Here is a 24,103-nt window from a genome sequence, read left to right on the forward strand (position 1 = left end):
AGGGATAGGAACTGGCGTAGATTGAGTAAAAAACTGACTTCCCCTAAACTTAGGGTTTCCAAGTCAGAGAATTTCTCACAATTTAGGGAGGATGCTACCATGCCTCCAAGGTAGGCGATTTCAGGGATGATTATGACAAAAGATACCGATCTGATCAAAAGTCTGAGCCCCAGCGCCATGGATCAGATCATGTTATATCTGGCCTTTAGCGCGATGCGAACCAGTGGACATCGACATGGGGCTTTCCTGGATGCAGCCGCAACGGCGGCAAAATGCGCTATCTATATGACTTATATGGAGCAGGGAAAAAACCTGAGAATGACAGGACACCTGCACCATATTGAACCGAAGCGAGTTAAAGTGATTGTTGAGGAAGTTCAACAAGCATTAACCGAAGGTAAACTGTTAAAAATGTTGGGGTCTCAAGAACCTCGATATTTGATTCAATTTCCCTATGTTTGGTTAGAACATTATCCTTGGCAACCCGGTAAATCTCGCATTTCCGGTAGTAGTTTAACCTCAGAAGAAAAGCGGGTTATTGAAAGTAAACTCCCGAAATATTTACCCGATGCTCAATTAATTAATTCCTTTCAATTTATGGAATTAATTGAATTTTTGCATAGGCGTTCTCAAGAAGATTTAGAACCGAGTCGCAGAATGCCTTTAAGTGAAGCTTTAGCAGAACATATTAAGCGACGTTTAACTTATTCCGAAACAGTTATTAAAATAGAATCTCCTTGGGGAATGCCCTTTTATGCCTTGAATCGTTCGTCCTATTCTCCAGAAGATCAGGAAGAACGCACTTATATTATGGTTGAAGATACAGCTCGATATTTCAGATTAATGAAAGATTGGGCTGAACGTCAACCCAGGGTCATGAGGGTTTTGGAAGAATTAGATATCCCTCCTGAACGAATTGATCAAGCGATTGAAGAATTAGATGAAATTATTCGTCAATGGGCTGATCGATATCATGAAAAAGGGGGAGAACCCATGGTGGTACAAATGGTATTTGGGCCAAAAGGAGAGGATTAAAAAGCAAGGGCTAGGGCTGTTTCATGGGTCAGGTCAGAAAGAATAAAGAAAAAGCGGTCGCATCTAATAAAATCAAGAGCGATCGCAATTTTTTATTAAAACTGAACATCTACTTACTGTTCCCTGTTCCCTACTATTAGAAAATTAATCTTGAATATTGAGGGTGATTTTAGCGGATTGAAGTTGTTGATTTAACCAGCGTTCAAATAACTCATTTTGCAACCGTTGTTTGATTTGAGGATTCTCTAAGGACGCTTCTAAAAATTGTTCAACTCGGAAAATACACCAGCCTCCCTCCACTTCTTGGGGGCTAATAATTTGTCCGGGTAGGGTTTGCTGCACAATGACCTTAAGAGAATCGGGTAAAGTTGACAAAGAAACGGCTCCCATCATGCCATTAAACGAGCTTTCATTGGTAATAGAATACTCTTTTGCTAATTCTTCAAACCGGGTTTCTTGTTCTTTTAAACGGTTGAATAATGTTTCTGCTAATTCATAGTCATTTAAAGAAATGCGGGACAGAATCACCGCATCTAAGGCGGGTTTTCGTTGGACAAAATAGTTTTCCAGTTCGGGTTCTACCACCAAAAGTTTAAGTTTTTCTCGTTTGAACCCCAGCATAATTTGCTGGTGAAACCCTTCATAACTCATGCGATTATTTTCTAACCACTGTTGAAACGCTTGAGGGTCACTGAGATTGCGTTCTAGCCTAAAGTTCACAACCGCTTGTTCAATACTCGCAGCCGGGACATCTAAATCAGACCGAGCTTGCAATTCCCGATCCAGAATATATTCTCGCAGAATATCTGTGATCATCGGCTGTAATTTTCCAGCCGTTTGCAAATATTTCAGTGCTTGACCTAAAATAATGGGTTCGTCGTTAACGGTTAAAAAGGGATTCGCCACTGAGATTTACATCCTAAAAAATTCTATTCACCAATATTGTATGGGTTGAGGTTCCCTTCCTGTAAAATTTGGGCGTAGATGTTGATAGGAAATTGAAATGAGCATTCACGTTGAATCTCAACCCAGTTTAGAACGATTGGAACAATTGGGGGTTTTTAATTGGCCTATTTGGGAAAAGGAGGTTTCAGAGTTTCCCTGGACGTATGATGAAAGCGAAACCTGCTATTTATTAGCGGGGGATGTCATCGTTACCCCAGAGGTTGGCGAACCAGTCCAGTTTGGGAAAGGGGATTTAGTCACCTTTGAGGCGGGACTGTCTTGTCGGTGGAAAATCCGGGCAGATGTTCGCAAACATTATAGGTTTGGGGATTAAATCTCTGCTATTTAGGCGTGCCGTTATTTAGACGTGCCGTGGCACGTCTCTACAGTAACAACCCACTAATCATTCCCCCTAATAAAACAAAACCAATTCCGACATTATCACTAAAAATTTTGCCATAAATCGGTCTAGGAAGATCGGGGTTTCGCAGTTGCCAATATTGTTTTGACCAGATCACAATAGAAGCAGTTAGGGTCAGCCAATATTCCCAATGTAACTGTAGATTCCAGCCTAAAATTCCTAATAAAATTGCTGTGCCTAAAAAGAAGATCCCAACGGCATTAGCAGATTGTTCTCCAAAAAAGATGGCACTAGAATTTACCCCTAAACGAATATCATCTTCGCGATCGCTCATGGCATAAACGGTATCAAATCCCAACGTCCATAATACCGTTGCAGCCCATAAAAACCAAGTAGCTGTTTCTAAATTTCCCACCGCCGCCGTCCAACTAATTAAGACAGCAAATCCCCAAGCAATTGATAGAACTAATTGGGGAATGGGAAACACCCGCTTTGCTAAAGGATAGCCAATAATCACCGGAACAGCCGCCACACATAAGCCAAAACTTAAAGGGTTTAAATAAACGGCCAGTCCCGCCGCACAAATGAAGGCAACCCCAGCGATAACCAACCCGGTTTTGACCGTTAAGGCACGGGAAGCGAGGGGACGGGTGCGAGTGCGTTCTACTTCCGGGTCAATATCCCTATCCCATAAATCATTCACGACACACCCAGCGGCACTGGTGGCCAAGGTTCCAAAGACAATCACTAAAATTAAAGCTAAAGGAGGTGTGCCATTGGTTGCTAAAACAATAGCCCATAAGGCAGGAATCATCAAAATTAGGCGTCCGGCGGGTTTATCCCATCGCAACAGTCGAATAATAATTTGCCAAGTCGGTTCCGGTAGATTAGATTGGGTCAGCATTGCGCGTTGATATCGAGATTAAGAGATGGAGTCTTCACAATATTTTTTAACACAGATCCGCAATCGGTCTAAAATTAAAAAGAATAGCTTCTTAGAGAGTGATTATGGTCACATCAATGCCTTTGGTGAAGAGTTTTGAACCCGCAGATGATCGAGATCGAATCTTAGCCGCCATTGATTTAGGAACAAATTCTCTGCACATGGTTGTGGTGAAAGTTCAGCCCCAACTGACCACTTTTACAATTATTGCACGGGAAAAAGAAACCGTTCGTTTGGGAGATTGTGGAGAAAAGGGCAACCTCAAACCAGAGGTAATGGAACGGGCGATTAATTGTTTAAAACGGTTTCAAGGCATTGCTCAAACCTTTAATGCGGAACAAATTGTGGCCGTAGCAACCAGTGCGGTTCGAGAAGCCCCCAATGGTCGAGAATTTATTCGCCGAGTCGCTGATGAATTAGATTTAGAAATTAGTTTAATTTCCGGTCAGGAAGAAGCCCGACGCATCTATTTAGGGGTACTTTCGGCAATGGAATTTAATAACCAACCCCATATTATTATTGATATTGGTGGGGGGTCTACGGAATTAATTTTAGGAGATGGTTGGGAACCTCGATTTTTAAGTAGTACAAAAGTGGGGGCGGTGCGGTTAACCCATGATTTTGTGCATACAGATCCGATTAGTCGTGCGGAATTTTTATATTTACAAGCTTATATTCGAGGCACATTAGAACGAGTTGTTGATGAATTATCTTCCCATTTAAAATCCGGGGAAATTCCTCGTTTAGTGGGAACTTCAGGAACGATTGAAACCTTAGTTGGAATTAAAGCTAGAGAGAAGTCAGGAACAGACCCCACTCGGTTAGTTGGGTATAAATTAACCTTAGAAGACTTACAAGAATTTATTAATCGCATTCGCAAATTATCTTATCAAGAACGATTACAAATTCCGGGAATTGCTGACCGTCGCGCCGAGATTATTTTAGCGGGGGCTTTAATTTTACAAGAAGCTATGACGTTGTTAAATCTGCGGTCTTTAACGGTGTGTGAACGCAGTCTCCGAGAAGGGGTGATTGTAGACTGGATGTTAACTCATGGGTTAATTGATGATCGACTTCATTATGGCCGTTCAGTTCGGGAAAGAAGCGTGTTAAAAATTGCTCAAAAATATCAAGTTGATTTAGAATCTAGCCAACGGGTTGCTACTTTTGCCTTAAGTTTATTTGATCAGACAAAAGGATTATTACATAATTGGGGAGAAACTGAACGGGAATTATTATGGTCGGCGAGTATTCTTCATAATTGCGGATTATATGTGAGTCATTCTGCTCATCATAAACATTCCTATTATTTAATTCGCTATGGAGAATTATTAGGATTTACAGAAATGGAAATTGAAGCGATCGCAAATTTAGCTCGATATCACCGGAAAAGTAGTCCTAAAAAGAAACATGAAGCTTATCAAGGTTTACCGCGACGGTTTCGACAAGTGATTGATCAATTGCATCCTTTATTAAGATTAGCAGTGGCATTAGATCGACGTTTAATTGGTGCCATTTCTCAAGTTATTTGTGAATATAAACCGATGGCACGGGAGTTTTATTTGAAATTAAAACCAACCCATGCTGATGATGATTGTGCTTTAGAATTATGGAGTTTAGACTTCAAGAAAGAAGCTTTTGAAACTAACTATGGGTTAAAGTTAGTGGCTCAATTAGAACCTTAATCTTTTGGGGTGCGTGCGCGGAGCTTACACACCCTACAAGATTTAGAATTGGGAGACTTTCATGGCTTTAATTTTGGGTTTTTTATCAAATAAAAATCGGGGTTTAATTAAGGCTCTAAAAACCAGAAAAAGCGATCTCAATTCCCCTGGAACTTTTTGGTTTTTCCATTGACCGGGACGACAAAATAAAAGTTCAATCAGTTGACGATATTGAGATAAACTCACGGCTTCAAATTCGACCTGTAGGGTTAAGTTATCTCCTTTGTAATCGAAGGTTTTGATGTGTCCCTGTAGGCTTAAATTTTCTTCAACCCAATCTAGTTTAATGGTCTGCTGAGTCGAAAAATCCAGGGGATATTGGGTTGTAATATCAATTTCTGCACCAGCTTCTGAGACTTGGGTTGTAATTCCCCAAAGAGTTTGATTTTGAATCTGAATTTGTACCACTCGCCGTAATTCAAACCAATCATAATGATCAGGTTTAGGGGCATCAATTGTCATTAAAATAGATAAGGTAATAATAATTAAATTGTAAACGCCCCAAATAATTCCTAAACTGATTCCAGATTCGGTATTAATTTCGTCTATTTCAGGTGTTCCTAAAATCGTAATTTTCAGGACAGCTAAAGCTGTTAAGATCCAAAATCCAATTAAGGGTAAAGCCAAATTATGATTCCAATTATAGCGATCTTGAATGATACCCTTTGGCGTTACCTTAAATCCTTGATTAAAAGGATTAAGGATTGTATTAAATACCATTAATCCTAACTGAAAACAATGTTGAATAGAGCAAATTTCATTAAAAATAAAAGAGCGACTATGATAATTGAACCAAGAAAAAGTTATCATCTGAAAGAAATAAATGGGGGTAAAAAAGTAAAGCCATTCATCTAAAGAGGCTTGAACGGGAAGAATATTAAAGAAGGCATAAATTAAGGGCATTATCAGTAAATAGATTCTCAATCCAAACATAAACCAACTGGCTAATCCTTCTAAATGAGCTAACCGTTGTACGAGGGTTAAACCTGGAATGGTTAAGGGATTAGACTTAATAAAAAAGGCTTGTAATGTTCCTTGTCCCCATCGTTCTCGTTGCGTTAAATGAGCATTAATATTTTCTGCTGCTAACCCAGCACTTAATTTTTCATTCAAATAAACCAGGCGATATCCCTTAGCTGTTAACTGAATTCCGGTGAAATAATCTTCACAAATAGATTCTGTAACAAACCCTCCAATACTCTCTAAAGCACTGCGGCGCACAACAAAAGAGGTTCCTGAACAAACGGTACTCCCCACCGAATTTTTGATTAATTCCAGTTGACGATAAAATTGTTCTTCATCAGGAAGTAATTGATTTTCTAAGCCTAAATTTCGGGCAATTGGGTCAAAGTTATAATAAGTTTGGGGGGTTTGAACTAAGGCAATTTGAGAATCTTGGAAAAAGCCAATGGTTCGATTTATAAAGTTTTTGGTGGGAATAAAATCTGCATCAAATACAACAATTAATTCTCCTTTTGTCTGCATTAACGCATGATTTAAGTTTCCGGCTTTAGCGTAAAGATTATCAACCCGTGTAATATATTGACATCCTAAAGTTTTAGCTAATTTTTTAATTTCTGGGCGACGAGTATCATCAAGGAGATAAATTTTTTTATGGGGATAATCTAAAGCTTGACAGCCAATTATTGTCCGTTTTATAATAAATTCAGGTTCATCATAGCTGGGAATAAAAATATCCACTGAAGGGGTATATCGAGTTTCTATAATATCCTTAGCTAGGGGATTGACTTCAGATTTATTATCCTTAATTTTTAGGGATAAATAAAGTTGTAAGCTACTCAGAAGCAGCATAAGTAATTCAGCTAAAAATAACCCTAAACTTAAGATTCCAGCAACAGGATGAGTTAAATTGAGTGTGGTAATACCCCGCCATAATAAATATCTCAGAATAATGGCTAAATTAATACTAATAATTAACGCTCTTGTCCAAGTTTGAGGCTGCGGAGAGACTTTAATAATAATTGCTGCAATTCCAGAAAAAATTAGGGTCGGTAACAACAAATATTTAGGAGACAATTCAGGAACTTCAGACCACCAGGGAGGATTATTTTGGAAGTTACAAAGGAGATTAAAAAATTTGGTAATGTTGGGTTCGCCGTTCAACCACGCTAGGCTCAATACAGTAATCAATGTAACTAATCCCAGAAACACTAAAGTGGCCGTTTGAGGGAGAGGATATCCCAACAAAATTAACCGTTTCAGGCGTTGACTACTAAACCCAAATGTCATAATGCAGAAACTCCTATTGGAACGCATTTAGTCTGTATTGAGTCAGAGGTCATCCCTAAGACTCAGATTCGCAGAAGAACTGCTTTACATTATTTAACATTTTTTTGAAAATTGCAGGGTTTCTGTTATTTTTCGTTGAATTAATTTTTTATTTTACCTTGAAAATATTATCGAAAATGCTTCTGTATCGGGGTTTGAGCCAAATTAATGCAGAGTTTTTGCCTTATTCCCAGGTTTCTAATTCTGTCATCCAGTTATTCCAAAGAGCAATTAATTGTTCTCGACGGGTTTCAAAAGTAGCAGCAATCCAAATTAAAATTAACCCTAAAATAAAGGAAATTACCCATTTCATAAAAGAATAATGAGCATTGAGAATCATCAGTTGCTCTACAATATTAATTAAAAATGTTGCAGTTCCAATATAGAGAAACGCTCGAATTTTAAATCCTAACCCAGCAAAAATTGTGATTAAGCTTAAGATTCCCGGAAGAATCCCTATCCCTTGATTAGTTATCAGAGACATTCCACAAAATAGACTGGTTCCAAAAATCCGAAATCCATGTCGCCAAGGGCGATTTTGTTCTAAGGTTAAATTGGGTTCAAATTGGGCAAAATAAAGTAATGATAAGGCAATGGGGAGGGTCAGAATAAACTCATCCGCTTGATAATTAATAAACCCTAACCCATTATAAAAGGTAAAATTAATTAAGATTAAACTGAAATAACTTAAGCGAATATTCCGGGTAAAGCTCGATAACACCATATACAATATTATGGCAAGAATGGCTGAAATATACCACGTTAATTGTTGTTCGGGTTGTAAGAGGAAAAAGGAAGTGATAACCGTGATAATCGGAAGAATAATGGCTGCTCTTTTCCAGGGTTTCTCCGACCATCCACCATTATTCCAAGGCAAAATATAAAAGAACCAGGATATGATTGATACAATTGACCCTGACCAAGGAATAAAAAATCCGTTTAAATTGAATAAATGTTGAAGATAAAGAATTAAAGCGGTTGCTTCTGCTAAACCGAGATAGACCCAAATTTCAGAGGCTGTAGGATTGGAATTATAACGACCTTGGAAAATAGCATAACGCACGACTAATATACTGGTTCCAATGGCTAAAAAAGGTTGAGAATAACCTGGAGTTAAACTGGCTAACACTAAAAATAGACTACTAATAAACCAATGAAGATGGGCAATGAATTTGATTTCACTTTCCAGCAGTCGTAAATAAACCGTTAACCCAGGACTGAGAACTCGATAGGCATACATTAAACTGGTTCCTAATGTGGCAAAAGCAATCCATTGTGTGGCTAAAGGTTGAGACTGAATTTGATAGAATAAAATTTCATAGGTAGAAACAGAAACCCCTATCAATCCTAAATAAGTTAAAGGTTTGGTGTCGTTACTGCGTCTGCCAATACCGATTAAAATTAAAGCCAGCCCTAAAGATGTTAATCCTGTCCAATTAGCAACAGTTTGGAAGCGGAAAATAACACCTAAAAGACCGTAAAGAATAGGAATAACTTGCCAAGGGTTAGGCAGTTTTTTAATTTGATAATAACGTTGCCACCAATCTCCAAAAAGTTGTGTAATCAGTCCTAAAATAATATTAGTAACTGCTAAACTAACTAAAGAACGGTCGTTAAAAATTAGAATTTCAACAATCAGTAATTCAACCGCCCAAGCTAAACTATATAATATCCAAGGGGAGAATCCAGACCTGTCTCTTCTGGGTGGTTCTGCTATATTGAATCCTCGGAGAATTAAGGCAATTATTACAATGATTAACGTTGAAATCAGGTTAGAATTCGCTGGAAATTTCGCTGCATATAATCCAAAGGAATGAAGGGTTATCGCTGAAAGTTCAAACCCTAATAGTACCATTGCCCAACCATCAATGGATTTTTTATAAAGTTTAATAATCTTTGATTGAGGTGAACCATAGCGAGATAACATTAAACGTAATATCCATAACCCGGTGACGGTTAAACTCAATAGCATTAACCATCCTTCTCTAACTACAAAATCCTGTACGGATAAAAAGAGTAAAGTTAATCCTAAACCAACGGTAAAAGTTGATGTAAATAATGTTTTTAGGATTTGAGTATTAACAACCATTAATAGCGTTGTTAAGCCTAAACTCCATAAACGGATTTCAGGATGGGGTAACGTTAAAATTTGAACTAACCCACAAGCTACAAGACTAAATTGGCTGGCTTTTATTCGTTGGGTGTCTGTGGTTTGGGTTGCTACAACTGTTAAGGCTAGGGGTGTGATTAACCAAGTAATTTCTAAAGTTTTGTTATCAAAATAAAAGTTAGTTAAAAATAACATATAACTGAGTTCAGATAATACTATTCCTAGGTTTAAGGCATCTTTTCGGATAATATTATCTAAGGGGCTATTGACCGTAAATAATAAAAATTCACCCAGCATTAAGCCCAATAAAATTATTGCCCAAAGTTCTAAGGTTAAGTTGGGAAATTGCCAGTAAACTAGATTACAAACGGTAACTAACCCTAAAAGATGGGTGGCTAAAACTAAGGGGGGTTTTAGGGGTTGACGACGGCTCGTAATCACCGCTAAAGTAATAGTAGAGGCTAATAAATTTAGCGATCGCAATGGGGGGTTTAATAATGATAAACTGGTTAAAAATAACCCGAAAATTAAACCCATTTGATCTCCAAACTGAGCTAATTTTCGTTGGGGACGGTGGTAAATCCAATCCGTAAAGACAACCATTGCAATGAGATAGGGAAACCAGGTTAAACTGAGTAAAGCCCAAGGAGACTGCTGAGAACGGGCAACTTCTACTCCAACTGTAATGGCTGTTTGTCTAAGTTCCGGTGGAATTAAACGACCTACTAACACCACCATTGATAATCCAAAACCAAAAATTGCAGCTAAATCTTGTCGTTTCCAGTATTTTAATAAATTATGAGTAAAAATTCCAACTCCAATTCCACTGATTAAAAAGGCTTGTCCGGGTTGAGTAAAAAGAGTTGTTAACCAGCCGAAAATTAGAATACCATAGCTACACCGATGTAAAATAATAGAAGGAGAAAGATATAAAAATATTGAAAAGATTCCTAATGCTAATCCGAGTTCACTAATGGGAATATCAACCCCAAAAATTGCCCGACCAAACAGCAAGGCTAAAAGATAAATCACAATAATTTTAGGGTCGATGCGTTGGTTGGGAGTCGAAGATGTTGAGGGCAGGTTAGCAATAGTTAAAATTCCACTGATGATAATTCCTAAATAAACCGCTATGATGGGAAAACCTGGAATTTGCCACCCCCAGTTTAGATAACTTAATCCTAACTGGTTGAAGAGGAAACGACATTGCAATTGTCCTTGATTTCGATATAAGATAATAGTGAGGGCAGTTAGCGCAATTGTAGCGATCGCTATTGTAACTAAACCCAAAGGATATAACCACAACTTTAATCCATCCATTGCCCAAAAATTTAGAGGAATTAACAGTAAGGTAACTAATTTTAAAGCTTCCGCCGTCACGGGTAAGCTAGACTGTTGACTTCCCCATAAACTCGTCCCCCAAAACGCAAAGGTATAGGCAAATAAGATTAAATATTGTCCGGTGGCTGGAAATTTTTCCCATTGACTCGCTGCTAAAACCCCAGAGGAAACAATGACTAAAAATAACCCTAAAAATAATAGCCAGCGAACACTCAATTCAGCTTTTAAAGATTCCACTAAATCTGTTATAATCGCTGGTAATTCAAAAGCAGGTTGAGGCGGTTTAGAAACAACAGAATTTCGAGTTGTTGTTTCCGTGCTAACCACTTTAGTTTTCTCAGAAGAGACAACCTTTCGAGGGATAGGGTCACTTAAATAAAGTTCACCAATTTCGCGCACTTGGGCATCGGATAATAAACCTAAACGCAACCAAGCTTCTAACCCTTCTAAAATCATCGGATTAGTTGTATCAGCTTGAATTAAGATGCGAATCAGGTGTTTTGAAGGGGACATGGGGAGAAATAGGGTTTTGGGGAAAAGACGGAATGGATTTTGATGTATGTCTACGATAACGGCTAATCTTGCGAGTTAGATTTTTATTAATAATTATTTTAGATCATCAAACAGCTAAAAACCCAGCTTCTGGTCTGAATTCATTAATGATTGAGAACGGCTATAATTTCCTTTGAAATTAATGGCTATTTCGGTTATTTTATGCTATCTTAATCCTTAAGCATTTATTCAGTCTGCTATGGTTCAAACTGACCCCCCACGTTCCCCGAAAGAAGTCCTACCGACGATGTATGACCTCAAAAGTGAAGACCCGGAGGAACCCGGTTTGCCAGACGAATTCCATGATTTACAACCCGAATTATTGAGAATAACGTTTCATCCCCCCGGTTATTCTCCTGACTCGGTTTTTATTGCCAGTGACCTCAATCTCTATTATGACCCTCACCATTTGAACTGGTATAAACGCCCAGATTGGTTTGCAGTTATGGGGGTATCTCGGTTATATGAACAACGGGATTTACGCTTAAGTTATGTAACTTGGCAAGAAGGAGTAAACCCGTTTGTGGTGGTAGAATTATTATCACCCGGAACAGAAGCCGAAGATTTAGGTCAAACCTTGCGGGAAATTCATCAACCTCCGACAAAATGGGAAGTCTACGAACGGATTTTACGCATTCCTTATTATGTAGTTTTTAGTCGTTATACCAATGAACTGCGGGTGTTTCAAAATAATGCCAGTCGCTATCAGGAATTAACGGTTTCAAATTCACGGGTTTGGATGCCCGAATTAGAATTAGGTTTAGGATTATGGCAAGGATGTTATCAAGGAATTGCAGGATGTTGGTTGCGTTGGTATGATCAAAATCAGAATTGGATACCAACACCGACAGAACAAATAGAACAAGAACGACAAAAAGTTGAAGAATTAGAAGCCCTATTGCAGCGTTATCGAGAACAATATGGCGATTTATCCTAATAATTATAGAGACGTGACCTATAAATAATTTAGAGAGACGCGCCATAATTTAGAGAGACGCGCCATAATTTAGAGAGACGCGCCATGGCACGTCTCTACAGATTTTGGTAAGGGTTAGAGAAGGAATCAATGTTAGAATCCGTTACGAGCCCAAACAACCATTGAAATTGAAAAAGTAAACAGCACTAACAGCGAAACCCAGCCCAGTGAGACAATATCCATAGTAATGTTAAAAAAAACGTTGCAAAATAACTGCACTGTAGATCATAACTTGAAACGGAGCGATCGCGTGAATCTAAACTCCTCCTCAAATTTTACGGCGACCGAACGGTTAGAATCTCTCAAGGGAGGTCTTTTAGCCGGATTTTGTGTCGGACTGACTCATATTCTCCTCAGTAGCCTTAACCTGTGGCTTTGGGGACAACCGATTAATGTTTGGTTTTCCGTCCCCATCGCAGGAGTTAGCGGGTTTTTATTTGGTGTCACCTATCGATATATTATTCGGGGTGACAATAACCCGCAATTAAAATTAGGAGGAATTTTTGCCTTTGGACTGGTTCGCGGCTTGGCAGAAATTGACATCCAACTTAAAACCCAAACTTCCCTGGAACAAATAGTTATTGTAGCTGGCGAAAGTTTATTATTATTTGGAATAGCGGGATTAATCTTAGATAAAGCCTTACAAAAAGGTTGGATTAAACCCTTTTGTTAAACTTTTCCCCCTATTCCCGGTTGCCAATTTTAACTTAAATTCAAAACCTCAAAATCCGGTTCTCCATAGGTCATATTGCCGTCAATGGCTGACAAAATCTTACCATTTGCTAAATCTGAAAATAAACAATCACAGACCAACTGACCCACATCCCCCCGATGAATGATACCTGCAACTCGGTAATTTTCCGTTAATATCCCATTTCCCGTTGCGGGTTCAGACTTTAACCCCCCCGGACGAATAATGGTGTAAGTCAGCCCACTATTAATTAAATGTTGTTCTGCTTTTTCCTTTTCCACCAAAACCGATTTTAAGGTTTCCAACGCTTGGGGCGGTAAAGCCACCACACTCTCCCCACTCCCAATCGAAGACACTAAAATAAACTTCCTGACCCCCGCTTTCACCGCCGCATCAATTAAATTTTTATTTCCTAAATAATCAGCCCTCTCTCCCTCTTTGGGTAAACCGCCAATGGTACTAATCACGGCGGAAATGGGTTCTGGGCCTAATAGTGCCTGTTCAACGGCTGTTATCTCTAACGCATCCCCCATGACCACTTGTACCCCCATTGCTTCCAATTCGGGGCGAGTGTCCGGTGTTCTTAACAATGCTTTCACGTTTTGCTGTTGGTTTCGTAAGCAGTTCACCACTTCTCGTCCGACACCTCGACTCGCACCAGCGACAAAAATATAAGATTCCGTGTTCATGGCTGTTAAAAATTCCATCAATTCTTTATTATCTATCAATCTACAAGATGGTTGTGCTAACGTGACCAACGACTACACCCAATCAAAGATGTTGAGGGAAAACCCTCTGATAAATCAATAAAAGCTACAATCGTTTTATATTATGAATCCTTGTACGATTAAGTCCCCCTATTAACAGTTCTAGCCGTGTCCTTACAAAAATTATTTCAAATTAGCACTTCGGCGCCGCCGCCTATCCATTGTACAAATCCCGCCTGTCCCCAACCGCGTAACTCGTTAGGAAATCACATTTGTGAAGCTTGTCAAACTCCCCTAACCTATCGATATTTGTGGGCGACGGGTTCTGGGGCGAATCAAATTCAACCGGGTCAGTTAGTGGGAAATCGCTATTATGTGACCTTTCCGCAAGTTTGGTTAGATACCAAACCCGGAGCTCCGCCGATTTTGCCCGATATGCTCTCGGAGTCAATTTTGTCCTATTTATACTTACATCCCCATCGACTCCATATTCCTGGGGTGTTTGGGGTGTATCCCTTGGGAATTCCCCCAGAAGCAACGGAAACTTTATTATTAGATAACATTCCCGTTGATAGTCGGGGTCAATTGTTACCGACGTTAGTAGAAGCATGGCCAAAAACGAACCCGGTACGTCAGGTGTATTGGTTATGGCAAATGCTGCAATTATGGACACCGTTAACTGAACAAGGTGCCTCCTATAGTTTATTAGTCAAAGATAATTTACGAGTAGATGGATGGCGGGTGCGGTTGCGAGAACTGCATCAAGGTAAAGTTCAACCTACCCAACGAGATTTAGCCGAGTCTTGGACAGCGTTTATTGAAACCGCCCATCCCACCATCCAATATCGGTTACAAACCCTGCATCAATTGCTGCGTCATCAGGAAGACTCGTTAAAAGAAGTGGCGAGTCAACTGAATCACTTATTAATGGAACAAGCGGCTCAATTACCCTTACATTTAGCGGTCATGGGCTTAACCGATGTGGGGATTAAACGTTCCCATAATGAGGATAGTTGTTATCCGAATCTTCACGATGTACGGAATCTTTATATTTATCCCAATGATAAATTAATTCCTAATTTAAGTATTGTTTGTGATGGTGTGGGCGGTCATGACGGGGGCGAGGTAGCCAGTCAATTAGCGGTACAATCTGTTAAACCGTTAATTCATAGTTTAATGGCGGAAATTTATGCTCAAGAAGAGTTAGCACCGCCGGAATTAATTATGGAACAATTGCAAGAAATTGCCCGCGTTGTTAATAATGTAATTGCGGCACAAAATAATCAACAGGGACGAGAATTTAGACAACGGATGGGAACAACCTTAGTCATGGCGTTGCAACTCCCCCAAAAAGTCAAAACCCCAGAGGGAGTTGAATTGAATAATTGCCATGAACTTTATATTGTTAATGTTGGGGATAGTCGAGCTTATTGGATAACCCAGAATTCCTGTCAACAATTAACCATCGATGATGACGTGGTAAATCGAGAAGTCCGTCATGGTCGCTGTTTATATTGGGATGCTGCTCAACGCTCTGGTTCCGGTGCTTTAACCCAAGCGTTAGGAACTAGAGAAGCGGAATTTTTACGCCCAATGGTGCAACGATTTATTATCGAAGAAGATGGATTATTATTATTATGTTCCGATGGATTAAGTGATAATCAACGGGTGGAACAATGTTGGCAAGATTTTTCCGCTTCGGTGTTAAATGGAGAACAATCTTTAGAATCTGCTGTGCAAGGATGGATTGATGTTGCTAATGACAAAAATGGTCATGATAATGTTTCCGTTGTTTTAACGTATTGTGGGGTTTCTCCTCAAAAATTAGTGTTAGTAGAAACCATCCCGTTATCCACAAAACCAGAACCCCTCGAAACAGAACCAACGGAAGCATCCAAAGTTTTATTATATGGTGAATCTATTCCTGAACCAGAAATTCAACCCACACCAAAACCTCCCTCCAAATGGAAGGAAGTTGCCTTTATTCTGAGTTTATTTGCTATAGTAATATCCGCAGGTTTTGCGATTTGGTGGCAAGTTAGTCAATCTCAACTCAAATCAATTCCTGAACAACCAAAACCCACCAATAAACGTTAGTTCTGATTCTAACTTAATTATGGTGTTCCCCCAGGCGTTCCACTTCCTAACTGCACATTAGGGGTTTGAATAATATTCGCTTGTTGACCATTCCATTTTTCCACCCTGACTCGTTCTACTCTTAAACGTTCTAATTCTAATAATTGGGGGGTAATGGAATTGGCTAATAAACGGTTTGATTCTGCTTCGGCTCTGGCTTGTTCAATGGTGACTTGAGCTTCTCCTTTAGCTTTAGCAACATTAGATGCAGCTTCTGCTTCGACTTTACGACGATTAGATTCAGCCGTTTGAGCCGCTTGTTGCGCCGCAAATTGTTCATCAATACTCTTTTGAATTTCAGGTGGTAAACGTAGAGGATTCAATAAAGAAATATCTTGAACAACAATAATTGGAAACCGCTTTTGGGTACAATCTCTCACACCATTCACTAATTTTTGTTGATTCATCGGTAACATGGCTGGCGTTAATTTCTGATTTTCTGCGACTTCTCCAAAACAATTTCTTAACCCATTTCTTAACTCATTAGCTCGAAATTGCTCAGGGGTTTTTCGGTAGGTTTCATAAAATTGATGAAGTTTGGTTTTTGTTGTTCCTGAAAGAGCTTCTGTACTAAATCCAAAGGAAACTCCGACATCCGCAGAAACGGGACTCCCTCCGACTGAAAATACCACGGATTCATCCGTCGGTGAACCCTCGGTTGCAGCTTGAGTAAAGGGATAGGTATTAATAAATGTAGGGAAAACTACAACTTCTTCTGTATAACCATTATACCACACTCTTCCTGTAACTACTTTGGCGTTTTCGATGCCTTTTTCTCCGCCATAAAGTTGAATTTTTAACCCAGCGTAACCCGGTTCAACAGTGGTGACACTGGTTCCTGGAACAATACCACAGGAACTTAAACTGGTTCCTAAAAGAGTGGTGAATAGAATAGATGAAAAACGGGTGAATTTCATCGCTTTTTAGCTCCCTGTAATAAATCAAGGGGTGAAAAATTTAATTGAGAACAATCAGGATCATTTTTTAAGGTTTGATATATTTCTATTTTTTCCTGAATTGAAGTTGGAGATAATTCGATAAAATCCCAGATTTTTAATTTTTTATATTCAGGAAAGTAAGAAATAAATACTTTTTTTGCTTGAGAAGCTTGCCCTATCTTTAATAAGCTATAAACTCCTGAACTGCTTAATAAGATAAAAACGAAAAGCCACATTAAAAAGCCAATCATTGGTAGATTAGAGTTTAAAAAATGAGGAGCCATTGCAATTAAGAATAGAGAAATAAAAACTTCTATCATTCCAATGACTAACCATTTTTTTAGAGGATTAGTTCTCAAAATCCCCTCCTATATAATAACAGATTTGATTGTTTATCTGGACTATTTCACGATGGCTTAATTTTTGGAAACCATACTAATATTATATGTTGTCTTTCCTAAACCCTTTCTTGGGGGATAACCGTACTGTTTAAACGCTGTTGACAAGTGATTATGGTTTGCTATAACGAGATAGAATCGGGAAATTTGTGATCGCTATTGAAAACAAACTTAATTTGATCAATCTTTTGGCTTCTACTAGCGACAACTGATAGGTGTTGGGAACAAGGAAGGTAAAATTTAGGGCTGAAATCTTTGTCTATTCTGGGTTTGAAGCCTATCTACTTGATTAAGGGGTTGGCGCAAGTTCTGAAAGTCTTATGGGAAAGGGATTTTAGGATATTTTTCTTTTTACCCCTTGTTACGTCAATGGCTGAAATGGTATATTTAGATCACGTTGGCGCAATCGAACCTCGAAAACTTCATAAATTAAGGGTTTCAAAAGCCTGCGGTTATAATAGCCATTAATCCCTTTCAGGGATTGAAACACGCCCATTTTCACTTATAGGTTGGGCGCCGAGGTTATAATAGCCATTAATCCCTTTCAGGGATTGAAACATAGTGAGAAGATGAAACCAGCAAGTGACAAGATAGGGGGTTATAATAGCCATTAATCCCTTTCAGGGATTGAAACTTCCCGCTTATGGCTTCGCTCCTACTCCCTCGAAATCTCCAGTTATAATAGCCATTAATCCCTTTCAGGGATTGAAACAACAATTTTCTGGAGTCTATCTTAAAATTTTCTAGTTATAATAGCCATTAATCCCTTTCAGGGATTGAAACAACTGCTGACGATATTTAGCTTTGGTGGTATTAGTGGCATCGTTATAATAGCCATTAATCCCTTTCAGGGATTGAAACGTTCTGCTATGTTCTAGGGGAATTGAATCTTATAAGTTATAATAGCCATTAATCCCTTTCAGGGATTGAAACCTTGTGCAAGCATTTCTAAAGATGAGTGTTGTCCTAATCTGTTATAATAGCCATTAATCCCTTTCAGGGATTGAAACACCTGGTAATCATTTCAGACATTTATAAGTTAGATGTTATAATAGCCATTAATCCCTTTCAGGGATTGAAACCCATTAGTTCAGATTTTGCTAGTCCGAACGATTTGTGTTATAATAGCCATTAATCCCTTTCAGGGATTGAAACGCTGAAAGTGCCGAATCAGTGGAACCAATGACAGCGGTTATAATAGCCATTAATCCCTTTCAGGGATTGAAACAACAACAAAAACAGGAGTTTAAAGATCATGTCATTCGGTTATAATAGCCATTAATCCCTTTCAGGGATTGAAACGTGCAAAACTGTATAAGCCCATTTATCCTTCCAAGTTATAATAGCCATTAATCCCTTTCAGGGATTGAAACAGAATCACCTAGTCGTGGGCGGTTCCTGTTCGATGCTAAAGTTATAATAGCCATTAATCCCTTTCAGGGATTGAAACTTGACTCTTATTTCTTTCCTGCTCATAAAATGATTTGTTATAATAGCCATTAATCCCTTTCAGGGATTGAAACTTTACTACTACAGTAGGCACACTCCCCATCAAACGTTATAATAGCCATTAATCCCTTTCAGGGATTGAAACTTTAGCGGTGAATGGACTGCTGAAGGATTCAGAGCTGTTATAATAGCCATTAATCCCTTTCAGGGATTGAAACCACTTATGAACAACATCAAATTGTCCAGCCCGTGGTTATAATAGCCATTAATCCCTTTCAGGGATTGAAACGGGTTTAGGTGTAAGGTGGTCGGGGTGTTCTTATTGTTATAATAGCCATTAATCCCTTTCAGGGATTGAAACTAATTAATAAGTATGGTTCATCAGTTGCCATGGTTATAATAGCCATTAATCCCTTTCAGGGATTGAAACATGGTTGGAGTGAAGGTAAAAACATTAGTGATGATGAGTTATAATAGCCATTAATCCCTTTCAGGGATTGAAACGAGATTGGGCAAGGGCTGGCGTTTGTAGCGCAATAGTTATAATAGCCATTAATCCCTTTCAGGGATTGAAACCTTGCCGCGTTCTTTAACGATGCGTTGGTACTTGACCCGTTATAATAGCCATTAATCCCTTTCAGGGATGGATTTCACCGCCCGGACTCAGTTATCAGTCAATAGGGAATCTTGAAATAGGGAATCTTGAAATAGGGAATGGGGAATGGGGAATGGGGAATGGGGAATGGGGAATGGGGAATGGGGAATGGGGAATGGGGAAGAGCCAACATCCCTCTTTTCCACTGATCTGTTTAAGAATGTTGTGAATCATTTAATATAGTGAAATTCTGTAATAATTTATGTTTAGTTTAATGATTCATCAACAGCATTTTTCCAGATTGTTATTGAGTTTCTTGATAACTTTTTCCTTGAATCCTTTCCTGTTAGCGTCTGTCGCTCGTTCTCAAACTTTAGCTTATTGTAAATTATCTCCGCAAGCGATCGCTCAAAAAGAAAGTTTACGACAAACCGCATTAACCGGAGATGCCCAGGGTATTCAAAACTATAATACCATTTTAATTCAACACGCTCAACAAGTCAATCAATGTCGTCAACGAATTAACCCCAAAACTCAAGCGATATGGTTACGATTATATCCCTGTGATGCTCGACCCGGAGAAATTGAGCGGATTTTAGATAATATTATTAATCAAGGCTATAACAAAGTTTATTTAGAAGTATTTTATGATGGTCAAGTGTTGTTACCTGCTAGTAAAAATCCCACTGCTTGGCTATCAGCAATGCGATCACCAGGAATGGAAAACCGCGATTTATTAGCAGAAACCATCCAAAAAGGTAGACAACGGGGCTTAAAAGTTTATGCTTGGATGTTTATGTTAAATTATGGTTATACTTATACTTTAAAACCCGATAAACAAACTGTTTTAGCTCGTAATGGTAAGGGAGAAACAACAACAACAGCAGTCATTGATCAAACGAAAATCGACGAATATGGCGAAAGTTTTGTCAATCAAGGGTTTGTTGACCCCTATCATCCCACTGCTAGACAAGATTATTTGACCTTATTAAATGCTATTTTACAACGTCGTCCAGATGGCGTTTTATTTGATTATGTCCGCTATCCCAAAGGGTTAGGAGGAGAATCCGTTGCGACCAAAGTAAAAGATTTATGGATTTATGGAGAAGCGTCTCAACAAGCATTTTTAAATCGAGCCAGTAGTCAAAAAGGCAAAGACTTAATGCAGCGATTTATACAGCAAGGATTTATTACTGAAAATGATGTAAAAGCGGTGACAGAAAAATACCCTGATGAAAAAGATAAACCTTATTGGCCTGATGAGAAACAGTGGAAAACTTTAGCTTCTGTTCCTAAACTGGGAGAAACATTACAATTACAATTATGGCGGTTAAGTGTTGCCCATGCTAGACAGGGAGTTTTAGACTTTTTAGCAACCGTAACTCAACCTGTTCAAAGCCAAGGAATTCCTGCGGGAGCCGTGTTTTTTCCTGAAGGAAATCGTAAAATAGGAGCCATGGGGTTTGACTCCCGAATGCAGCCTTGGGATCAATTTTCACCCTCAATTGAATGGCATCCCATGTCCTATGCAGTGTGTGGGGAAACGAACTGTATTACAGCACAAGTTCAGCAAGTTATTCAGCAAGCTCCCCCAGGAACTCAAGTGATTCCCGCTTTAGCCGGAGACTGGGGAAAATCCATAAAAAATCGCCCTTCTTTAGAACAGCAAATGGTGAATATTTCTGCAATGATTCCTCAAATTAATGCGTTTAGTCATTATGGTTATGATTGGCAAGATTTGGAAGAAACTCGACAACGAAAATTCTGTAAATGATAAGGATTAAGATAATTAGCTCTACAAAATGACTGATTGTAGTTCATATTGGATAAATCCCGCTATAATGAATTTATCAATTAGAGTGAACATTATGAAAAGAGCAGAACCTCAAACAGGTTTAACCAGTATTATTTTAGGAATTGCATTAGCAATATTGGCGTTAATCTCTGTCAATTCCTTTGTTATTGTTAACCCTGGTCAAGCAGGAGTATTGAGTATTTTAGGAAAAGCGCAAGATGGGGTATTATTAGAAGGAATTCATTTTAAACCTCCCTTAGTTTCTAATGTTGACATTTATGATTTAACGGTGCAGAAATTTGAAGTACCTGCCCAAAGTTCTACAAAGGATTTACAACAGTTATCGGCGAGTTTTGCCATTAACTTTAGGCTTGACCCGGTACAAGTCGTCAGAATTAGACGAGAACAGGGAACGTTACAAAATGTTGTTTCTAAAGTAGTTGCTCCCCAAACTCAAGAATCTTTTAAAATTGCAGCAGCAAAACGAACCATTGAAGAAGCAATTACGCAACGGGAATTATTGAAATCAGACTTTGATGAAGCACTGAATGAACGATTAGATAAATATGGAATTATTGTCTTAGATACCAGTGTGGTTGATTTGGCTTTTTCTCCTGAATTTGCCAAAGCGGTTGAAGAAAAACAAATTGCTGAACAACGAGCAAGACGGGCAGTTTATATTGCGAAAGAAGCAGAACAACAAGCTCAAGCTGATATTAATCGGGCAAAAGGAACGGCGGAAGCTCAACGATTATTAGCAGAAACATTGAAAGCCACAGGGGGACAATTAGTCTTACAAAAAGAAGCTATTGAAGCTTGGGAAAAGGGAGGAGCCCAAATGCCAAAAGTGTTGATTTTGAATGGGGATAATAAAAGTATGGTGCCGTTTTTATTTAATTTAGGAAATCTCCCAGAAATGGGTTATGAATAAGGGTTAAAAAAATCCTAAGAAAATGAACTAATCAGTTTTTTAGGTAAATTTTTTTAGACCATCTGTAGGGGCGAGGTGACCTCGCCCTTACTTACGCCCCAAATAAATTTCGGAGCTTTTGGCGTTAGTTTAATACAACTTGAAGAATAATTAGAGTATAATCATATCAGATTTACCTAATTTCTATATTTTAAAGAATTAAAAATCATGTCTATCTTTACATTACAATCTGTTAAAAAAGAATTTGGAACCAAAGAAATTCTCAGAGAAGCTAACTTTAGTTTAGATGCAACGGATAAAGTCGGTTTAATTGGAACCAATGGGTCAGGAAAATCAACCTTATTAAAAATGATTGCTGGACAGGAACCCATTGATGGGGGGCAACTTTGGGTGAACCCTAGAGCTAAAGTCATCTATTTACCGCAACAACCGAATTTAGATGAAAATCGCACGGTTTTAGAACAAATTTTTGCCGATAGTGGCGAACAAATGCACTTAATTCAAGAGTATGAAGATTTATCTCATAAATTAGCAAAACATCCTGAAGATTCTCAACTCTTAACGCGATTTTCCCAAGTGACTCAAAAAATGGATGCAACCAACGCTTGGGAATTAGAAAACCGAGCTAAAATTATTTTAACAAAATTAGGCATTGAAGATTTTGACACACCTATTCGTAAGTTATCCGGGGGATATCGCAAACGCATTGCTTTAGCAACAGCGTTATTAGTTGAACCGGATGTTTTATTAATGGATGAACCGACTAACCATTTAGATGCAATGTCCGTTGAATGGTTGCAAGATTACTTGAAAAATTATCGTGGTGCTTTACTTTTAATTACCCATGACCGTTATTTTTTAGACCAAGTAACGAATCGAATTTTAGAATTAGACCGAGGGGACTTATTTACCTATTCAGGGAATTATTCTTATTTTTTAGAAAAGAAAGCAGAAGCGGAGGATATTGCGGTAAGCCAACAACGCAAACATCGGGGGGTTTTACGTCGAGAATTAGAATGGTTGAAGCGAGGGCCAAAAGCCAGAAGTACCAAACAAAAAGCTCGAATTCAACGCATCGAAGGAATGCAAGAAACGGAGTTTAAACAAATTCAGGGGAAAGTGGAAATTTCAACTCCAGGTCGTCGGATTGGGAAAAAGGTAATTGAATTAAATAACGTTTCTAAATCCTATGATAATCGGGTTTTAATTCAAGAGTTTACCTATAGTTTTAATCCCGATGACCGTTTAGGAATTATTGGGGGAAATGGAGTCGGAAAATCAACGTTATTAGATATGATTACAGGTCGAGTCCAACCGGATAGCGGAATATTAGAAATAGGGTCAACGATTCATATCGGTTATTTTGACCAACATTCCGAAGATTTGTTAGCCGCCATGAATGAAAACCAGCGTGTAATTGATTATTTAAAAGAAGTAGCTGAATACGTTAAAACCGCCGATGGAACCCAAATTACCGCCTCTCAAATGTTAGAACGGTTTTTGTTTCCTCCCAATCAACAATATTCACCATTAAACAAACTTTCAGGAGGTGAAAAACGACGGTTATTTTTATTACGAGTATTAATGAGTGCGCCGAATGTATTAATTTTGGATGAACCCACGAATGATTTAGATGTGCAAACTTTATCGGTTTTAGAAGATTATTTAGAGGATTTTAATGGCTGTGTGATAGTGGTTTCCCACGACCGTTATTTTTTAGACCGAACCGTTGAAACAATTTTTTCCTTTGAATCTGGGGGGATTTTACGACAATATCCAGGGAATTATTCGGTTTATTTAGATTATAAAAAATCCGAGGAATTAGAGTTAAGTCGCCAGACGGTAAAAGTTGAAGAAAAACTGAAAGATGCAGGAATAGAGTCTGATAAATCTCAACGGTATTCTTGGGATAAAAGTGGACAACGGAAATTATCGTCTAAAGAACGGCGAGAATATGAAAAGTTAGAGACAAAAATTGCTGAGTTAGAAGCGAAAAAAATAGAGTTAGAACAGCAATTATATCATGCACCTCCGGGGGCGGTTTCTAAAGTTCAAGACTTACATCAACAAGTAGAAACCATTACCCAAGAGATTGATAATGCCACAGAACGGTGGCTAGAATTAGCAGAAATTGCTTCTTCTAACTAACAAAAGGTAGAGATAATTTTAATTACCTTTACTCCTGTA

Annotated in this window: 17 protein-coding genes and 1 CRISPR repeat array; of the genes, 9 read left to right on the top strand and 8 right to left on the bottom strand. The window is 38.6% G+C overall.

All coding sequences use genetic code 11. The features are described 5' to 3' along the window. Nucleotides 1-132: 132 nt before the first annotated feature. Nucleotides 133-1,035: a heterocyst differentiation master regulator HetR gene (gene hetR / locus NMK36_RS17950; protein WP_072720060.1), complete on the top strand. Its 903-nt coding sequence runs from the start codon at nucleotides 133-135 to the stop codon at nucleotides 1,033-1,035. A gap of 144 nt (nucleotides 1,036-1,179) precedes the next feature. On the opposite strand, the gene NMK36_RS17955 is transcribed toward hetR, so the two are convergent. Beyond that, on the bottom strand, nucleotides 1,180-1,941 hold the full coding sequence (locus NMK36_RS17955) for a peptidylprolyl isomerase (protein ID WP_072719624.1): 762 nt from the start codon (nucleotides 1,939-1,941) through the stop codon (nucleotides 1,180-1,182). A gap of 97 nt (nucleotides 1,942-2,038) precedes the next feature. On the opposite strand from NMK36_RS17955, the gene NMK36_RS17960 reads away from it, so the two are divergent. After that, complete coding sequence (locus NMK36_RS17960) at nucleotides 2,039-2,314, top strand: cupin domain-containing protein (RefSeq protein WP_072719625.1); 276 nt, start codon at nucleotides 2,039-2,041, stop codon at nucleotides 2,312-2,314. 49 nt (nucleotides 2,315-2,363) lie between these two features. On the opposite strand, the gene NMK36_RS17965 is transcribed toward NMK36_RS17960, so the two are convergent. Then, nucleotides 2,364-3,245 (bottom strand): 4-hydroxybenzoate solanesyltransferase, encoded by an 882-nt coding sequence (locus tag NMK36_RS17965; RefSeq protein WP_072719626.1) that lies wholly within the window; start codon nucleotides 3,243-3,245, stop codon nucleotides 2,364-2,366. Between the two features lie 104 nt (nucleotides 3,246-3,349). On the opposite strand from NMK36_RS17965, the gene NMK36_RS17970 reads away from it, so the two are divergent. After that, entirely contained in the window at nucleotides 3,350-4,969 is a 1,620-nt protein-coding gene (locus NMK36_RS17970) for a Ppx/GppA phosphatase family protein (protein ID WP_254174327.1), read from the top strand. Between the two features lie 42 nt (nucleotides 4,970-5,011). Here the strand turns inward: NMK36_RS17970 and NMK36_RS17975 are convergent, their stop codons facing one another. Together NMK36_RS17975 and NMK36_RS17980 are read right to left on the bottom strand one after the other, a co-directional pair. Then, entirely contained in the window at nucleotides 5,012-7,258 is a 2,247-nt protein-coding gene (locus NMK36_RS17975) for a glycosyltransferase family 2 protein (protein WP_254174328.1), read from the bottom strand. A 223-nt stretch (nucleotides 7,259-7,481) separates the two neighbouring features. After that, nucleotides 7,482-11,261 carry a hypothetical protein gene (locus NMK36_RS17980; protein ID WP_254174329.1) on the bottom strand — a complete coding sequence of 1,260 codons (3,780 nt, stop codon included), beginning with the start codon at nucleotides 11,259-11,261 and terminating at the stop codon, nucleotides 7,482-7,484. 238 nt (nucleotides 11,262-11,499) lie between these two features. On the opposite strand from NMK36_RS17980, the gene NMK36_RS17985 reads away from it, so the two are divergent. Further along, on the top strand, nucleotides 11,500-12,237 hold the full coding sequence (locus tag NMK36_RS17985; protein WP_072719630.1) for a Uma2 family endonuclease: 738 nt from the start codon (nucleotides 11,500-11,502) through the stop codon (nucleotides 12,235-12,237). A 132-nt stretch (nucleotides 12,238-12,369) separates the two neighbouring features. On the opposite strand, the gene petN is transcribed toward NMK36_RS17985, so the two are convergent. Continuing rightward, complete coding sequence (gene petN, locus NMK36_RS28820; protein WP_071782645.1) at nucleotides 12,370-12,459, bottom strand: cytochrome b6-f complex subunit PetN; 90 nt, start codon at nucleotides 12,457-12,459, stop codon at nucleotides 12,370-12,372. A gap of 4 nt (nucleotides 12,460-12,463) precedes the next feature. Here petN and NMK36_RS17990 point away from each other — a divergent pair, with 4 nt between their 5' ends. Then, nucleotides 12,464-12,949, top strand: a complete 486-nt coding sequence (locus NMK36_RS17990) for a hypothetical protein (protein WP_245824257.1) — start codon at nucleotides 12,464-12,466, stop codon at nucleotides 12,947-12,949. Between the two features lie 29 nt (nucleotides 12,950-12,978). On the opposite strand, the gene NMK36_RS17995 is transcribed toward NMK36_RS17990, so the two are convergent. Then, nucleotides 12,979-13,656, bottom strand: a complete 678-nt coding sequence (locus NMK36_RS17995; RefSeq protein ID WP_072720062.1) for an SDR family oxidoreductase — start codon at nucleotides 13,654-13,656, stop codon at nucleotides 12,979-12,981. A gap of 186 nt (nucleotides 13,657-13,842) precedes the next feature. On the opposite strand from NMK36_RS17995, the gene NMK36_RS18000 reads away from it, so the two are divergent. Continuing rightward, complete coding sequence (locus NMK36_RS18000) at nucleotides 13,843-15,771, top strand: PP2C family protein-serine/threonine phosphatase (protein WP_254174330.1); 1,929 nt, start codon at nucleotides 13,843-13,845, stop codon at nucleotides 15,769-15,771. Between the two features lie 17 nt (nucleotides 15,772-15,788). Here the strand turns inward: NMK36_RS18000 and NMK36_RS18005 are convergent, their stop codons facing one another. Next, entirely contained in the window at nucleotides 15,789-16,727 is a 939-nt protein-coding gene (locus tag NMK36_RS18005) for an SPFH domain-containing protein (RefSeq protein ID WP_254174331.1), read from the bottom strand. Continuing rightward, the gene (locus NMK36_RS18010) at nucleotides 16,724-17,107 is read right to left on the bottom strand and encodes a hypothetical protein (protein WP_139295064.1); all 384 of its coding nucleotides are present in this window, start codon (nucleotides 17,105-17,107) and stop codon (nucleotides 16,724-16,726) included. Before NMK36_RS18010 ends, NMK36_RS18005 begins: the two co-directional genes overlap by 4 nt. Nucleotides 17,108-17,597: 490 nt before the next feature. Next, a CRISPR array of direct repeats spans nucleotides 17,598-19,246; the repeat unit is 37 nt; unit sequence GTTATAATAGCCATTAATCCCTTTCAGGGATTGAAAC. Nucleotides 19,247-19,452: 206 nt separating this feature from the next. Here NMK36_RS18010 and NMK36_RS18015 point away from each other — a divergent pair. The 3 genes from NMK36_RS18015 (at nucleotide 19,453) to NMK36_RS18025 (ending at nucleotide 24,064) form a co-directional block, all read left to right on the top strand. After that, nucleotides 19,453-20,964, top strand: coding sequence for a family 10 glycosylhydrolase (locus tag NMK36_RS18015; RefSeq protein ID WP_072719634.1), 1,512 nt, complete (start codon nucleotides 19,453-19,455; stop codon nucleotides 20,962-20,964). A 94-nt stretch (nucleotides 20,965-21,058) separates the two neighbouring features. After that, nucleotides 21,059-21,916: a prohibitin family protein gene (locus tag NMK36_RS18020; protein ID WP_072720063.1), complete on the top strand. Its 858-nt coding sequence runs from the start codon at nucleotides 21,059-21,061 to the stop codon at nucleotides 21,914-21,916. 207 nt (nucleotides 21,917-22,123) lie between these two features. After that, complete coding sequence (locus NMK36_RS18025) at nucleotides 22,124-24,064, top strand: ABC-F family ATP-binding cassette domain-containing protein (RefSeq protein ID WP_254174332.1); 1,941 nt, start codon at nucleotides 22,124-22,126, stop codon at nucleotides 24,062-24,064. Nucleotides 24,065-24,103: the final 39 nt, after the last annotated feature.

The organism is Planktothrix pseudagardhii (assembly GCF_904830925.1).
Lineage (GTDB): Bacteria > Cyanobacteriota > Cyanobacteriia > Cyanobacteriales > Microcoleaceae > Planktothrix > Planktothrix tepida.